Genomic DNA, 15,280 nt, shown 5'->3' with positions numbered 1-15,280 from the left:
ATGTGGATCTTGGTGGACAACTCCGCGGATGTGGAAAACCCGGCCACCCACACGGGTGACCGGGCTATTCCTTGCAGCGCGCGTGTCGGCGGCCCCGGCTCCATGGGGCCGCGCGGGGGTCAGCCTCCCGGAAGTTCCAGATCGCTCTTGTTGAGCTCTTCGATGTTGACGTCCTTGAAGGTCAGCACGCGGACCTGCTTGACGAACCTGGCAGGCCGGTACATGTCCCAGACCCAGGCGTCCGCCATGGACACCTCGAAGAAAACCTCACCCTGGACGGAGTGCACCTGCATCTCGTAGTCGTTGGTGAGGTAGAAGCGCCGTTCGGTCTCGATCACATATTTGAACAGACCGACGACATCGCGGTACTCCCGGTAGAGCTTCAGCTCCATCTCGGTCTCGTACTTCTCGAGGTCCTCGGCGCTCATGGCATGTTTCCCCTTCAGCCGTGCGTGCCCCCATTGTGCGTCAGCCTTCGGCACCCCTGGACGATTAGACGATTTCGGGGGCCAGAACCATCGGATCACGCGGGGGACCCTCGTCGAGGAGCGTGCGCAGCAGCTCGGCGAGTCTGGTCGGGTACACCGTCTCACGCGTCGCGAGCAGTTCGGCGGAAGTCCACCACCTCAGACCGGCGACGCTGCGCAGTTCCAGGTCGGTGAGGCCCTGCGGGGCGGTGGCGGTCTGCTTCGTACGGGCCAGGTAGTACCACTCGTCCTGGTCCCAGCGCCGCCCGTCGAACGGGAAGGAGCAGATCCGGGTCCAGAGGAGCGGGCCCAGCTCGATGTCCGTGATCCCGGTCTCCTCGGCCAGCTCCCGGCGGGCCGCCTGCTCCCGGGTCTCGTCGCCCTCCAGGCCGCCGCCCGGGGTGAACCACCAGGTGTCGGCCGGATCGTCCGGCTCATGGCCGTGCAGCAGCAGGACGCGGTCGTCGGGGTCCAGCAGGACCACGCGGGCGACCTTACGGGCTCCGGAGGTCACCGGGCCCCTCCGGCAGGCGCCTTCCGGCGGCCCAGGCGCGCCGCCACGGGCCCGTACACCGCCCCGCCGAGGATCAGGGCGACGCCCACCAGGATCGCTCCCAGCTGGAGCGGCAGGGGCCCGGCGGCGGACACCCCGCCGGGCAGCGCGGCGAAGGAGGAGGGCCGGTCGATCATGCCGTTCATCGGCCAGGCCACCGCGTCCACCCGGGCCTGGACGGCGCTCAGCGGTACGGAGCCCTGGCCGGCCTCCTGGAGGTGGACCCGGGAGTCGAGGGAGGTGGCCCGTTCGTCGCCGAGGAGGAAGATCTTGCCCCGCGGCACGGTGGCGGAGAACTCCTGGGGCGAGGCGGGGGCCGCCTTGCCGCCGGCGGCCGTCGGATCCTGCTCGACGTACGGCTCGTCGACGGGGGTCCCGTTGACGGTGAGGCGGCCGTCCTTGTCGCAGCAGGCCACCTTGTCGCCGCCGATCCCGACGACGCGCTTCACCATCGGTGTGGCGGCCCAGACCTCGTCGGTGAAGACCACCACGTCACCGCGCCGGACGTCGGCCCCGTCTATCCGCTCGGCGAGCACCCGGTCGCCGGGTTTCATCGTCGGGGCCATGGAGTCGGTCGGGATCGTGTACGGCTGGTAGACCACCGCCGCCCAGGCGAAACCGCCGAGGAAGAGCACACAGCCGACGGCCACGGCGAGGCCCGACACCATGGCGCCGAGCCGGCCGCGGCCGTCTTTCCTGCTTCCTGTACCGCTCATCCCAGCGCTCCCCCGTCGGAGATCGACAATCGCTGATCCGAGTCGGCACCCTACCCGGCGGTACGCCGGGCGGTCAGCCTCCGGCGGCGCCACAACACGAGGGGCACCGCTCCGGCTACGCCCAGTGCCGCCGGCGCCATCGCGACGGCCGTGTTCAGCCCGGGCTGGTCGAAGGTGTCGGGGACCGGAAGGGTCGCCCAGCGGCCCAGCGGCCAGGCGACGACGATGGCGCGGCCGACGACTTCGTCGTTGGAGACCGTGCCCTGTCCCGGGAGCTCCTGGTGGTAGCGCGAGTCCAGGGAGTTCTGCCGGTGGTCGCCCATGACGAAGATCCGGCCCTCGGGCACCTTGATCGGGCCGAAGGGCTTGTCGTTGCACGGGGTGTTCCCCGGGAAGATGAACGACTTCTCGTCCAGGCTCTTCCCGTTGACCGTGACCGGGCCGTTCTCCTTGCACTCCACGGTGTCGCCGCCGACCGCGACGACCCGCTTGATCAGGTCCTTCTCCTCGGAGGACGGCATCAGGCCGATGAAGCTCAGGAACTTCTGCACCGCGTTGGGCTCCGGGGTCGCGGTGTCCTCCAGCCAGCCGCCCGGGTCGTGGAACACCACGACCTCGCCGCGCTCCGGCTCCGAGCCGAACCACGGGGTCAGCTTGTCGACCAGCACCCGGTCGCCCCGCTGCAGCGTGTTCTGCATGGAGTCCGAGGGGATCGAGAACGCCTGGACCAGGAATGTCTTGATCAGCAGCGCCAGGATCAGAGCGATACCGATGAGCAGCGGCAGCTCCACCCAGAAGGAGCGCTGCTTCTTGGCCTTCGGGGGCTCACCGCCGCCCGGGGCGTCGCCCTCACCCTCCGGCGGGACCGCCGCCCCGCCCGCGGGAGACTCGTCGCGCTCCGGCCGGTCCTCGGGTTCGTCGTGTCCGGATCGTGCGCCGACCGCCAAATCCCCCACATCCACTCCTCAATACGTGCCACTGCCCGCGCCCCATCAGACGCAGGCCCACCACTCCCATAACGAGCGGGAGTTCCGCAGGGGTCGGGAGCCGGATCATTCCGTCGCGATCCGGAGGTGCCACACTATTCGACGGTGCCCCGGCCGCCGCCTTCGATGCGCGCGAGTCCGGGACCGCGCGGAAGGCGTCGCGCTCCTCCAGGGTGCTCCAGTGTCCGAACGGCCAGGCGATCACGACGGCCCGCCCCACGACCTCCTCCTCGGCGACCGTGCCCCGGTCGGGTTCGTCGAGGTGGAAGCGGGAGTCGGCGGAGTCGGAGCGGTGATCCCCCATCACGAAGAGCCGGCCTTCGGGGACCTTCACCTCGAACGAGATGGTCGAGGGCCGGTCGTCGGGGTGGAGGTACGTCTCGGCCAGCGGTACGCCGTTGACGGTGACCCGGCCGTCCTCGCCGCAGCACTTCACGGTGTCGCCGCCGACCGCGATGACCCGTTTGATCAGGTCCTGCTCGTCGTCGGACGGCAGCAGTCCGATGAAGGTCAGCAGTTCGGTGGCCTGCTTGACGCCGATCGGCGCGTCGTCCTTCTGGCCGGGGTTCTCCTGCTGGAGCCAGCCGCCGGGGTCCTTGAAGACCACGACGTCGCCGCGCTGCGGCTTGGACCCGAACCACGGGGTCAGCTTGTCGACGAGCACCCGGTCGCCGATCCGGATGGTCTGTTCCATCGACCCGGACGGGATGACGAACGCCTGGACCAGGAACGTCTTCAGGACGAGCGCGATCAGCAGCGCCACGACGACGAGGACGGGTATCTCCTTCACCGCGGACCTGCGGCGCTTGCGCCGGACCTTGTTGGCGAGCCTGCGGCGCTCCGCCCGGGTGGGCAGCGAGCGCGGCGCGGTCGGCCTGGTCCCGGTCGGCAGGGACGCGCGGGGGTCGGTCGCGCCGCGCGGGCGTCCGCGGTTACCCATGCGCCGCGCCAGGTGCCCGTACGTCGCCGAAGGCGCCGGTCCCGGTGAGCGGGCCGACCCGGGCGGGCGGCCAGCCCAGCCAGTCCACCCGGCCGGTCACCCGCTCGACGGGCACCATCCCGCCGCCGGGCGATCCGAGGCGGTCCCGGGAGTCGCTGGAGCGGCTGCGGTGGTCGCCCATCATCCAGAGGGTGCCGGCGGACACGACGATGTCGAAGGGCACCCGGGAAGCGGTGTCACCGGGGTACAGATAGGGCTCGTCCACCACGGTGCCGTTGACCGCGAGCCTCCCCTGCTTGTCGCAGCACACGACCCGGTCGCCGCCCACGCCCACCACCCGCTTCACGAAGTCGGTGTCGGCGGGCTCCGCGAGCCCGAGGGAGGCCGCCGCCCCGCGCACCAGCCCGGCCAGCGGGTTCGCGTCGAGGTCCTCCCGTACGAACGATCCCGTGCCGTCGAAGACCACCACGTCGCCACGCTGCGGCTCGGCACCGAAGCGGTACGCCAGCTTGTTCACGAGCACCCGGTCGCCGACCTGCAGCGTCGGCTCCATCGAGCCGCTGGGGACCAGGAAGGGCTGGACGACGTACGAGCTGAACAGCAGCAGGGCGACGGTGGCCAGGATCGCCCCGGCGAGCACCCGCCGCCAGGACAGTACGGAGGCGACACGGGCCCGCGTACGCGAAAAGCGCGACCCCTCCCCGGACCCCGCGTCGGGTTCCGAGGAGCGGTCGCGCTCCGAGTGCTGTGCTTGCGTGTCCATCGCGGCCGAAGCTTATCCGGCCAGGCTGTGGACGGGTCACCCGCAGGGGGATGACCGGGCGACAGCTCAGTTGTCGCGCTTCTCCTTGATCTTCGCGGCCTTGCCGCGCAGCTCACGGAGGAAGTACAGCTTGGCGCGGCGGACGTCACCGCGGGTGACGAGCTCGATCTTCTCGAAGATCGGGCTGTGCACCGGGAAGGTGCGCTCGACGCCGACGGAGAACGAGACCTTGCGGACCGTGAAGGTCTCGCTGACGCCCGCGCCCTGGCGGCGGATGACAACACCCTTGAACTGCTGGATACGGGAGCGGTTGCCCTCGATCACGCGCACGTGGACGTTGACGGTGTCACCGGGGCGGAACGCCGGGACGTCCGACCGCAGGGTGGCGGCATTGACGTCATCGAGCAGGGAAGCCATGGTTTCTGCTTTCTTCGCCGATGCCACAGGTCATCGACGGAAATGTCGTTGAGGAGTTTTCGGTGTGCTGATCGCGTCGGGCGGGCGTCTTTCCCCCTGTGGCAGGGGCGCACTCCGGACGTACAGCAGCGTCCTATTCTTCCACGGCGGTGGGCCTGCGCCAAAATCGGCCGCCGGGCTCCGGTGCGAAGCCGAGGATGGAGAGGATCTCGCGGTCCTTCTTGTCGAAGGCGCTCGCCTCGCACCGCTCGATCAGATCGGGTCGGTTGAGGGCGGTACGGGCGAAGGCCTGGTCCCGCCGCCAGCGCGCGATCTTCCCGTGGTGGCCGCTGAGCAGGACGTCCGGGATGGACCGGCCGCGCCACTCGGGCGGCTTCGTGTAGGCGGGGCCCTCCAGGAGATTGGCCATCGCGCCCGGGGCGAAGGAGTCGTCCCGGTGGGATTCGGCGTTGCCGAGGACACCGGGCAGCAGCCGGGCCACCGCCTCCGTGATCACCAGGACGGCCGCTTCCCCGCCGGCCAGCACGTAGTCCCCGATGGAGACCTCGACGACCCTGAGCCGGGTGGCGTACTCGTCGATCACCCGGCGGTCGATGCCCTCGTACCGGGCCGGGGTGAAGAGCAGCCAGGGCTCGGCGGAGAGTTCGACGGCCAGTTCCTGGGTGAACGGCCGGCCGCTGGGCGTGGGCACGACGAGGACCGGGGAGTGCGCCCCGGCCTCGTAGCCGTCGGCCAGGGACGCGTCCAGGGCGTCACCCCAGGGCTCGGTCTTCATGACCATGCCGGGTCCGCCGCCGTAGGGGGTGTCGTCGACCGTGTTGTGCCGGTCGTACGTCCACTGCCGCAGGTCGTGTACGTGGACGTCCAGCACGCCGCGGGCGCGGGCCTTGCCGACGAGGGAGACGTTCAGCGGTTCCAGGTACTCCGGGAAGATCGTGACGACATCGAGCCGCATCAGGCGTCGCCCTTCGGCGTCTCGCCCGCGTCCTCGGAGGTCGCGTCGCCGGAAGCCGAGTCACCGGAGGCCGCCTCGCCGGTCTCCTCGTCGCGGGAGGAGGCGATCACGGCCTCGCTCTCGTCGATCAGACCGGGCGGCGGGGTGATGACCGCGCGCTGTTCCTCCAGGTCGATCTCGGTGACGATCTCCTCGACGAAGGGGATCATCACCTCGCTGCCGTCGGGGCGCTCCACGATGAACAGGTCCTGCGAGGGAAGATGAGAGATCTCGGTGATCCGGCCGATCTCGGTGCCGTCGGCGAGCACCACGTCGAGGTCGATCAGCTGGTGGTCGTAGAACTCGTCCTCCTCCTCGGGCAGTTCGTCCGGGTCCACCTCGGCGATCAGGAGGGTGTTACGGAGGGCCTCGGCGGCGGTGCGGTCGCGTACGCCCTCGAAGCGCAGCAGGAGCCGGCCGCTGTGCACCCGGCCCGCCTCGACCGTCAGCGGACCCGTCGCCGCCGGTTCGGTGGCCAGGACGGCGCCGGGGCCGAGCCGCAGCTCCGGCTCGTCCGTTCGTACCTCGACGGTGACCTCGCCCTTGATGCCGTGGGCGCGGCCGATCCGCGCGACTACCAACTGCACGCTGTTCTCCGATTGATGGGGTGCGGACGTGGAGGTGGAGACGTCCGGGTGGCCGACGACAAAGGCCGGGGACGGCCCGAAGGCCCTCCCCGGCCCTGGCCGGTGTTCAACTCGCTGATCAGCGAACCTGGTCCACATCGACGAGGTCGACGCGGATACCGCGGCCGCCGATGGCACCCACGACCGTACGCAGGGCGCGAGCGGTGCGGCCGTTGCGGCCGATCACCTTGCCGAGGTCGTCGGGGTGGACCCGGACCTCCAGCACGCGCCCGCGACGCAGGGTGCGCTCGGCAACCTGCACGTCGTCGGGGTTGTCGACGATGCCCTTCACGAGGTGCTCGAGAGCCTCCTCGAGCATGCTCAGGCCTCGGTCGACTCGGTGGACTCGGCAGCGTCAGCCGCCTCGTCCGCCTTCTTGTCGGACTTCTTGGCCTTGGGGGTGATGGCCTCACCCTTGGCCTCGTCGCCGTCCGCGGACAGCGCCTCGAACAGCGCGCGCTTGTCAGCCTTGGGCTCCGGCTGCAGCAGCGGCGCGGGGGCCGGGAGACCCTTGTGGGCCTGCCAGTCACCGGTGAGCTTCAGGATCGCGAGAACCGGCTCGGTCGGCTGGGCGCCGACGGACAGCCAGTACTGCGCGCGCTCCGAGTTGACCTCGATGCGCGAGGGGTTCTGCACCGGGTGGTACAGGCCGATCTCCTCGATGGCCCGGCCGTCACGGCGGGTACGGGAGTCGGCGACGACGATGCGGTAGTGAGGCGAACGGATCTTGCCCAGACGCTTCAGCTTGATCTTGACTGCCACGGAAGTGGTGTCTCCTGGTCTCTGACGTGGTTGGGCACAACGAAGATGCCACGTGGGGTTGCGGTACTCGTGTGCCCGATGGACGCGTCAGCCGGAGGAGAGAGGGGTCCTGTGCGACTGTCGAGTACAGCTAGCCATTGTGCCACACCACATCGGCTCACCCCACCGCGACCGCCGCTTCCGGGATCCGGAACGGCTTGCCGCAGCCGCCGCAGACGATCGGCGCCTGCGCCAGGACCGACGGGACGACGCGGACGTTGCGTCCGCAGTCGCAGACGGCCTTGACCCGCACGCCGCCTCCGGAGGAACCGTGCCGGGCGGCAGGTCCGCGGAAGGAGCGCTTGGTGTCGGCGGCGGTGGCGACGGTGTGCGCCTTGAGGGCGCGCTGCAGCCGTTCGGTGGTCGGACGGTACCGGCGCTTGGCTTCCGGATTCAGCGTGACCAGGGAGAATCCGCTGCTGGGGTGGGGTTCCTCGGCATGATCGAGGCCCAGCTCCTCGGCGATCGCGAGGAAGCGTCGGTTGTGGTAGCGGCCGGCGCGGGAGGTGTCTCGGACTCCTCTCGCGGCGGCGATGCCGTGGACTGCCTCGTGGAGCAGTCGCTCGAAGGAGAGCTCGGCGCCACAGGCGGACGAGGACTCTCCGATCAGGGACTCGGGCGCGGCAAGATCGGGCAGCTCGGGGTGGTACCGCTGAATGTCGGCCCACGCCTGTGCCAGCTCTGCGGCAAGTACAGGTGGTGTCGTGCTCACGTCGTGACAACGAGCCCGAGTGCCGTGGTGTTCCTATTCCGGGGCATCCCAAATAATTTGCACGTACCAGTCAGTTGCCGTTGATGCGTCCGGACGAGGGCGGGTACGCAGAACTGCGGAGAAGACGCACAGCTCGCACCAAGGTGGTGCACAGCGTGCGGTACGCCCGGCGGCCGCGGATGTCAGGTGCGCGGGCGGCGCGCGGGGCTGACGGATCCGCCCGGAACACTACCCCCCTCTCCGCTCGACGTGCCCGGCGCGGGGTGTCGGGTAAGACTGGTCGGAGAGCAGACATGGGACGGGGCGCACGACCGGGGCACGCAAGCACTGCTCCACAACCCCTGGACGGAACGGCGGATGAGCAGTTCTCTGGCTACGGGGGTGCGGAACACTCGCACACGGGGGACGTCCACTCGGGCACGACCGACCTCTTGGCGGATTGGGGCACTTTCCATGACACCAACGCTCGTCCGGAACCAGCTGGGCGCGGACGCCTCCGCCCCGGCGGACGCCGGTACCCGCGCACGCGACTGGGCCGAGATCCAGGAACGCATGCTCGCGCCGCTCTACGAGGCGGTGTACGACCGGATGGAGATCGGGGCCGCCACCCGGATGCTGTCCCTCGGCTGCGGTTCGGGCCTCGCGATGCTCGTCGCGGCGGCCCGGGGGGCGCACGTCACGGGTGTGGACTCCGACCGGGAGCGCCTGGCGCTGGCCCGCGCGCGGCTGCTGCCCGACGCCGGCTGGGACGACGCGCCCGCGCACTCCCCGCATCCGGCCCGCCGTCGGGCCCGGCTGGTGGCGGAGGGGGGTCCCGCGCCGGTCGGCGCGGACGGTGCTCCGTACAACCTGATCACGGTCTTCGAGCCGATCGGCTGCGCGGCCGGTGACTCCGAGGGGCTGGTGCCGGCGCTGCGCTCCGCGGTGCCGCTGGCCGTCCGGGGCGCGGCGGTGGTGCTGACCGGCTGGGGTCCGCCGGAGCGCTGCGCCACGGCCGCGGTGCTGCGGGTGGCCGCCCGGCTGGCGGACACCGCACGTCCGCCGCGTACGGAGCCGGGCCGGTGGCGGCCGACGCTCCGGGACGATCTGGAGGACGTGGCCGCGCGGGCCGGGCTGAAGCCGGACGGTTCGGGGCGGGTGTCCTGCCCGTTCGGTTACGCGGACGTGGGCAGTGCCGTGCGTGGGCTGCTGTCCACCGGACTCTTCGACGCCGCCGTACGGGCCACGGACCGTTCCCAGGTGGAGAAGGAGGTCGCGGAGGCCCTGCATCCGTACCGGCGGGAGGACGGCACGGTGTGGATGCCGAACGTCTTCCGCTACTTGGTCTGCGTGACCTGAGCGCCGTACGTGTAAGGGGCGCCCTCTCTCAAGGGCGCCCCTTACACGTACGCGCTACATGAACTTCTTGAACTCGTCCGGGAGCTCGAAGTCCTTGCCGCCGTCCTGGGCGGGAAGGCCGAACGCGCCGCCCTGGGCCGCGGCCTGCTCGCGGCGGGCCGCCGCGGCCTGCTCCTCGGCCTTGCGCTTCATCGGGTTGCCGCTCTTGCGCTTGCCCTTGGCCTGCTTGACCTGCTTCTTCTGCCGGCCGGGGCCGCCGCCCATGCCGGGCATCCCCGGCATCCCGGGCATGCCGCCGCCCTGGGCCATCTTCGACATCATCTTGCGGGCCTCGAAGAAGCGCTCCACCAGGCTCTTGACGGCGGAGACCTCGACACCCGAACCCTTGGCGATACGGGCCCGGCGCGAACCGTTGATGATCGTCGGCTCGGCGCGCTCCTTGGGCGTCATCGACTTGATGATCGCGGCGGTGCGGTCGATGTCGCGCTCGTCGATGTTGTTGATCTGGTCCTTGATCTGCCCCATGCCGGGCAGCATCCCGAGCAGCTTGGAGATGGAGCCCATCTTACGGACCTGCTCCATCTGGGCCAGGAAGTCGTCGAGGGTGAAGTCCTTCCCACCCTTGCTCGACTGGAGCTTCGAGGCCATTTTGGCGGCCTCTTCCTGGCTGAACGTCTTCTCCGCCTGCTCGATCAGGGTGAGCAGGTCACCCATGTCGAGGATGCGGGAGGCCATCCGGTCCGGGTGGAACGCGTCGAAGTCCTCCAGCTTCTCGCCGTTCGACGCGAACATGATCTGCTTGCCCGTGACATGGGCGATCGACAGGGCCGCGCCACCGCGGGCGTCGCCGTCGAGCTTGGAGAGGACCACGCCGTCGAAGCCGACGCCGTCGCGGAAGGCCTCCGCGGTGTTCACCGCGTCCTGACCGATCATCGCGTCGACGACGAAGAGGATCTCGTCGGGGCTGACGGCGTCGCGGATGTCCGCGGCCTGCTGCATCAGCTCCTGGTCGATGCCGAGGCGTCCCGCGGTGTCGACGATGACGATGTCGTGGACCTTGGCCTTGGCGAACTCGATGGAGTCCTTGGCGACCTGGACCGGGTCGCCGACGCCGTTGCCCGGCTCGGGGGCGTACACCGCGACGCCGGCGCGCTCGGCGACGACGCTCAGCTGGTTGACGGCGTTGGGGCGCTGGAGGTCACAGGCGACGAGCAGCGGGGAGTGGCCCTGGCCCTTGAGCCAGAGGCCGAGCTTTCCGGCCAGCGTCGTCTTACCGGCACCCTGGAGACCGGCGAGCATGATGACGGTGGGGGCGGTCTTGGCGAACCGCAGCCGCCGGGTCTCGCCGCCGAGGATGGCGACGAGCTCCTCGTTGACGATCTTGACGACCTGCTGGGCGGGGTTCAGCGCCTGGGAGACTTCGACGCCGCGCGCCCGCTCCTTGATGTTGGCGATGAAGGCCCGGACCACGGGCAGGGCGACGTCGGCTTCCAGCAGGGCGATACGGATCTCGCGTGCCGTGGCGTCGATGTCGGCCTCGGACAAGCGGCCCTTGCCCCTGAGGTTCTTGAAAGTCGCGCTAAGGCGGTCGGAGAGAGTATCGAACACGGCGCTCGTCGGTCCTCAGGGTCGGGGGCGGGGCAGGTCAGTCGCCCTCCAGGGTATCCGTCCCCCGGAGAACACCAAGCCCTCGCCCGGATCCGGTGCCGGGCGAGGGCTGGACAAATGCGTCGTACGTGTCAGCCGAGGGCCTTCTCGACCTCCCGGGCGACCTCGGAGGCCCGGGCCGGGGTGAGGGGTTCGCCGTCGGTCCCGGTGACGTAGAAGGCGTCCACGGCGTTGGCGCCGAGAGTGGAGACATGGGCGCTCCGCACCCGTACGGCACTGCCTTCCAGGGCGTTGCCGATGCGGTGCAGCAGGCCCGGGGCGTCCTGTGCGCGGACCTCGATGACGGTGGCGCGCCGGGAGCCCGCGGCGGCCACGGTGACCCGGGGCGGCGGGGCTTTGACGCCTCGCCTGCGCGGATAGGCGGCTTCGCGCTCGGCGAGGCGGGCCCGGATGTCCAGGGAGCCGTCCAGGGCGCGTACGAGGTCGGCGCGGAGGCGGGCGGCCTGCGGGAGCGATCCGTACTCGGCGGCGACCCGCCAGCTGAGCAGCAGCAGGTCCGCCCGCTCCCCCACCTCGTTGGGCAGCTCCACCGCGCGCAGATCGGCGGCGCGCACGGTGAGGCGGTGCAGGGCGAGGACTCCGGCGGCGGCGGGCAGGACGCCGGGGCGGTCGGGCAGGGCGATGAGGAGTTCGACGCCGACGGGTTCCACTTCGCCGTTCCCGGCGGGCTCCTCGGGTTGGGTGTGCAGGGCGAGGACGGGTTCGCCGGTGCGCAGGGCCTCGATGGCGAGACGTTCGTGCTCGGCGCTGGGGGCCTCGTCGTCGGGTTCGTCGGGGAACTCCCCGGCGAGCACGGCTCCGACCCGTTTGACCAGGTCGGCGACGAGGGAGGCGCGCCAGGCGGACCAGGCGGCGGGGCCGGTGGCGAGCGCGTCGGCCTCCGTGAGGGCGTGCAGCAGCTCCAGGGTGGAGGCGCTGGAGACGGCTCCGGCGACGGCCTGGACGGTGGCGGGGTCGTCGAGGTCGCGCCGGGTGGCGGTGTCGACGAGCAGCAGGTGGTGGCGTACGAGGGTGGCGATGACGCCCACGTCGTGCTTGTCGAAGCCGATCCGGGTGGCCATGTCCCGGGCGATGACCTCGCCGGCCACGGAGTGGTCGCCGGGCCAGCCCTTGCCGATGTCGTGCAGGAGGGCCGCGACCAGGAGGAGGTCGGGGCGGTGGACGCGGCGGGTGAGGGAGGCGGCGCGGACGGCGGTCTCCACGAGGTGCCGGTCGACGGTCCAGGTGTGGACGGGGTTGCGCTGGGGACGGCAGTGGACGCGTTCCCAGTCGGGCAGCAGCCGGGTGACGATCCCTTCCGCTTCGAGCGCCTCCCAGACGCCGACGGTGGCCTCGCCCGCGCCGAGCAGGGTGACCAGTTCCTCGCGGGCCTCGGGGGGCCAGGGGACCGGCAGTGGCCGGGCGGTGGCCGCCAGATGGCGTACGAGGTGGCGGGAGAGCGGGAGTCCGGCCTCGGCGGCGGCCGCGGCGGCGCGCAGGGTGAGGGCGGGGTCGCGTTCGGGGCGGGCGGCGCGGGCGAGGACCACTTCGCCGTCCGCTTCCACCACGCCGTCGGCGAGCGGGGTGCGCTCGGGGGTGGGTTTGGCGCCGAGGCCGCCGCTGAGCAGGGCGCGGAGCTTGGGGCGGGCGGAGCGGGCGCGCAGGATCCGGTTGACCTCGCGCCAGGTGACGTCGGTGGCGTACGAGACCGTCCGCGCGGCCTCGTAGACCTGGCGCAGCAGGGTGTCGGCGTCGAGGAGGCCGAGGGCGGCGGCGACCTGGTCCTGTTCCTGGAGGGCGAGGCGGTCGGTGGCGCGCCCGGTGGTGAGGTGGAGGGCGTCGCGGGCGTCGAGGAGGGTGCGGCGGGCCTCGGCGAGTCCTTCACGGGGTGCGTCGGCGACCCAGGAGGCGGCGACCGCGCGCAGGGCGGTGGCGTCGCGGAGGCCGCCGCGGGCCTCCTTGAGGTCGGGTTCCAGGAGGAACTGGAGCTCGCCGGCCCGCTCCGCGCGTTCCTGGCAGAGCTCGTGGAGGGCGGGGAGGCGTTTGGGTGCCTGGTTGCGCCAGTCGGCGAGGATCGCGGTGCGCAGACCGGCGACGAGGCCGAGGTCTCCGGCGACCGGGCGGGCGTCCAGCAGGCCGAGCTGGACCTTGAGGTCCTCGCCCGCCGTCTTCCGGGCTTCGCCGGGGGTGCGGACGGAGTGGTCGAGGGCCAGGCCCAGGTCCCAGACCGGGTACCAGACGGCGTCGGCGAGGGCGGCGACGGCGGCCGGGTCGGCGCTGCCGTCGTGCAGGAGGAGCAGGTCGAGGTCGCTGCGCGGGGAGAGCTCACCGCGGCCGTAGCCGCCGACGGCGACGAGGGCGGCGCCGCGTACTCCGGCCCGGGTCGCGGCGGCGGTGAACAGGCCGGTGAGCCAGTCGTCGGTGAGGCGGGCGAGGGCCGCACGGCGCGGCGGCCCGGACCGCGCCTCCTGCTGGAGGAGGCGCAGCCGGGCCGCCGCGTAGCCGCTGGGTCCCGAGCCTTCGGTTTCGGTGGTCACTTCGGTACTCGTCACCCAGCTGCCTTCCGTTCGTGGGCCGTCGGTCAGAGGGCGTCCGGGCCGCGTTCGCCGGTCCGGACCCGGACGGCGGTGTCGACCGGAACGCTCCAGACCTTGCCGTCCCCGATCTTGCCGGTACGGGCGGCCTTGACGACGACCTCGATGAGCTGTTCGGCGTCCTCGTCCTCGACGAGGACCTCGATGCGGATCTTGGGGACCAGGTCGACGGTGTACTCGGCGCCCCGGTAGACCTCGGTGTGGCCGCGCTGCCGCCCGTAACCGCTGGCCTCGGTGACGGTGAGCCCCTGGACGCCGAAGGCCTGGAGGGCCTCCTTGATCTCGTCCAGCCGGTGGGGCTTCACGACCGCGGTGATGAGCTTCATGCGTCCACCTTCTTTGCCTTCGGTGCTGCCGTCGTGTCGGGGGCGGGAGCGGTGGTGCGGGAGACCGAGCCGCCGCCGGTGCCGCTGAAGTCGTACGCCGTCTCGGCGTGCTCGACCTGGTCGATGCCGGAGATCTCGTCGTCCTCGGAGACCCGCATCCCGATCGTCTTGTGGATCGCCAGGGCGATGACCGCGGAGACGACGAGAGAGTACGCGAGGACCGCGACGACGCCGACGACCTGCTTGCCGAGCTGCTCCACCCCGCCGCCGTAGAAGAGGCCCGCGGCGTCGGACTGGACGCCTCCGGTGGCGAAGAAGCCGACCAGGACGGAGCCGATGATGCCGCCGACGAGGTGGACGCCGACGACGTCCAGGGAGTCGTCGTAGCCGAACTTGTACTTCAGGCCGACCGCCATGGCGCACAGGACACCGGCGATGACGCCGATCGCGATGGCACCGAGCGGGGAGACGGAGCCGCCCGCCGGGGTGATGGCGACGAGGCCGGCGACCGCGCCGGAGGCGGCGCCGAGGGTGGTGAAGGAGCCGTGGCGCAGCTTCTCGTAGACCAGCCAGCCGAGGACCGCGGCGGCGGTGGCGACCTGGGTGTTCAGGAACATGACCGCGCCGACGCCGTCGTCGTTGCCGAGCCAGGATCCGGCGTTGAAGCCGAACCAGCCGAACCACAGGAGGGCCGCGCCGAGCATGACGAGCGGCAGGCTGTGCGGCCGCATCGGGTCCTTCTTGAAGCCGATGCGCTTGCCGATGACCAGGATGACGCCGAGGGCGGCGGCACCGGCGTTGATGTGGACTGCCGTACCACCGGCGAAGTCGATGACGCCCATCTCGAAGAGCCAGCCGCCGGAGCCCCAGACCCAGTGGGCGACAGGGAAGTAGACGACGGTGACCCAGAGGACGATGAACAGCGCCCACGCGGTGAACTTCACGCGGTCGGCGAGCGCACCGCTGATCAGAGCCGGGGTGAGGACGGCGAACATCAGCTGGAAGGCGGCGAAGACGTACACCGGGATGGTGTAGCCGTCCCAGAGTTCGGTGACGCCGATTCCGCTGAGGCCGACGTACTCGGAGCTCCAGCCGATGACCGAGCCGACGTCGGAGCCGAAGGCCAGGCTGAATCCGTAGAGCACCCACAGGACCGTGACGATCCCGAGGCTGATGAAGCTCATCATCAGCATGTTGAGGGTGCTCTTGACGCGGACCATGCCTCCGTAGAAGAAGGCCAGGCCGGGGGTCATGAGCATCACCAGGGCCGTGCAGATGAGCATGAACCCGGTGTTGGCGGCAGACAGCTCAGGGGCGTCTGCGGCAAGCGTCGTGATGCCTGGGGGCATCGGCGTCTCCTCGTCGTCGGTGCGGCCGCGGCGTGCGGGGGAATGCTGCGG

At 71.0% G+C, this 15,280-nt stretch carries 17 protein-coding genes; 1 reads left to right on the top strand and 16 read right to left on the bottom strand.

The features are described 5' to 3' along the window. Positions 1-119: 119 nt before the first annotated feature. From IE140_RS31750 to IE140_RS31695, 12 genes are all read right to left on the bottom strand, one after another. The gene (locus IE140_RS31750; RefSeq protein WP_003965949.1) at positions 120-428 is read right to left on the bottom strand and encodes a DUF2469 domain-containing protein; all 309 of its coding nucleotides are present in this window, start codon (positions 426-428) and stop codon (positions 120-122) included. Positions 429-492: 64 nt separating this feature from the next. Further along, positions 493-981, bottom strand: a complete 489-nt coding sequence (locus IE140_RS31745; protein ID WP_006127906.1) for an NUDIX hydrolase — start codon at positions 979-981, stop codon at positions 493-495. Beyond that, entirely contained in the window at positions 978-1,736 is a 759-nt protein-coding gene (gene lepB, locus IE140_RS31740) for a signal peptidase I (protein WP_093442708.1), read from the bottom strand. The genes IE140_RS31745 and lepB (IE140_RS31740) overlap by 4 nt, the downstream gene beginning before the upstream one ends. 50 nt (positions 1,737-1,786) lie before the next feature. Beyond that, a complete protein-coding gene (lepB, locus tag IE140_RS31735) occupies positions 1,787-2,683 on the bottom strand; it encodes a signal peptidase I (RefSeq protein ID WP_093809692.1) in 897 nt (298 codons plus the stop codon). Beyond that, positions 2,586-3,662 (bottom strand): signal peptidase I, encoded by a 1,077-nt coding sequence (gene lepB, locus IE140_RS31730; RefSeq protein ID WP_093442713.1) that lies wholly within the window; start codon positions 3,660-3,662, stop codon positions 2,586-2,588. The genes lepB (IE140_RS31735) and lepB (IE140_RS31730) overlap by 98 nt, the downstream gene beginning before the upstream one ends. Beyond that, positions 3,655-4,425 carry a signal peptidase I gene (gene lepB, locus IE140_RS31725; RefSeq protein WP_150196024.1) on the bottom strand — a complete coding sequence of 257 codons (771 nt, stop codon included), beginning with the start codon at positions 4,423-4,425 and terminating at the stop codon, positions 3,655-3,657. Before lepB (IE140_RS31725) ends, lepB (IE140_RS31730) begins: the two co-directional genes overlap by 8 nt. Positions 4,426-4,491: 66 nt before the next feature. Beyond that, the gene (rplS, locus tag IE140_RS31720) at positions 4,492-4,842 is read right to left on the bottom strand and encodes a 50S ribosomal protein L19 (RefSeq protein ID WP_006127901.1); all 351 of its coding nucleotides are present in this window, start codon (positions 4,840-4,842) and stop codon (positions 4,492-4,494) included. 133 nt (positions 4,843-4,975) lie between these two features. Further along, positions 4,976-5,797: a tRNA (guanosine(37)-N1)-methyltransferase TrmD gene (gene trmD, locus IE140_RS31715; protein WP_109180263.1), complete on the bottom strand. Its 822-nt coding sequence runs from the start codon at positions 5,795-5,797 to the stop codon at positions 4,976-4,978. Next, positions 5,797-6,423: a ribosome maturation factor RimM gene (gene rimM / locus IE140_RS31710; RefSeq protein ID WP_150196026.1), complete on the bottom strand. Its 627-nt coding sequence runs from the start codon at positions 6,421-6,423 to the stop codon at positions 5,797-5,799. The genes trmD and rimM overlap by 1 nt, the downstream gene beginning before the upstream one ends. Positions 6,424-6,541: 118 nt before the next feature. Continuing rightward, positions 6,542-6,781 carry an RNA-binding protein gene (locus IE140_RS31705; protein WP_003965959.1) on the bottom strand — a complete coding sequence of 80 codons (240 nt, stop codon included), beginning with the start codon at positions 6,779-6,781 and terminating at the stop codon, positions 6,542-6,544. Positions 6,782-6,783: 2 nt separating this feature from the next. After that, positions 6,784-7,224, bottom strand: coding sequence for a 30S ribosomal protein S16 (gene rpsP / locus IE140_RS31700; protein WP_006127898.1), 441 nt, complete (start codon positions 7,222-7,224; stop codon positions 6,784-6,786). A 157-nt stretch (positions 7,225-7,381) separates the two neighbouring features. Further along, positions 7,382-7,975 carry a hypothetical protein gene (locus IE140_RS31695; RefSeq protein WP_003965961.1) on the bottom strand — a complete coding sequence of 198 codons (594 nt, stop codon included), beginning with the start codon at positions 7,973-7,975 and terminating at the stop codon, positions 7,382-7,384. Positions 7,976-8,428: 453 nt separating this feature from the next. On the opposite strand from IE140_RS31695, the gene IE140_RS31690 reads away from it, so the two are divergent. Further along, entirely contained in the window at positions 8,429-9,313 is an 885-nt protein-coding gene (locus tag IE140_RS31690) for a methyltransferase domain-containing protein (RefSeq protein WP_006127897.1), read from the top strand. Between the two features lie 54 nt (positions 9,314-9,367). Here the strand turns inward: IE140_RS31690 and ffh are convergent, their stop codons facing one another. From ffh to IE140_RS31670, 4 genes are all read right to left on the bottom strand, one after another. Continuing rightward, positions 9,368-10,921 carry a signal recognition particle protein gene (ffh, locus tag IE140_RS31685; protein ID WP_032770120.1) on the bottom strand — a complete coding sequence of 518 codons (1,554 nt, stop codon included), beginning with the start codon at positions 10,919-10,921 and terminating at the stop codon, positions 9,368-9,370. 131 nt (positions 10,922-11,052) lie between these two features. Continuing rightward, complete coding sequence (locus tag IE140_RS31680) at positions 11,053-13,512, bottom strand: [protein-PII] uridylyltransferase (RefSeq protein WP_189460916.1); 2,460 nt, start codon at positions 13,510-13,512, stop codon at positions 11,053-11,055. A gap of 29 nt (positions 13,513-13,541) precedes the next feature. Next, a complete protein-coding gene (locus tag IE140_RS31675) occupies positions 13,542-13,880 on the bottom strand; it encodes a P-II family nitrogen regulator (RefSeq protein ID WP_006127894.1) in 339 nt (112 codons plus the stop codon). Beyond that, the gene (locus IE140_RS31670) at positions 13,877-15,229 is read right to left on the bottom strand and encodes an ammonium transporter (RefSeq protein ID WP_093442724.1); all 1,353 of its coding nucleotides are present in this window, start codon (positions 15,227-15,229) and stop codon (positions 13,877-13,879) included. Before IE140_RS31670 ends, IE140_RS31675 begins: the two co-directional genes overlap by 4 nt. Positions 15,230-15,280 lie beyond the last annotated feature (51 nt).

Origin of the sequence: Streptomyces parvus (genome assembly GCF_014648875.1) — a bacterium.
GTDB classification, from domain to species: domain Bacteria; phylum Actinomycetota; class Actinomycetes; order Streptomycetales; family Streptomycetaceae; genus Streptomyces; species Streptomyces parvus.
The sequence above is the reverse complement of the archived record's forward strand: the minus strand, read 5'-3'. Positions and strand labels throughout refer to the sequence as shown.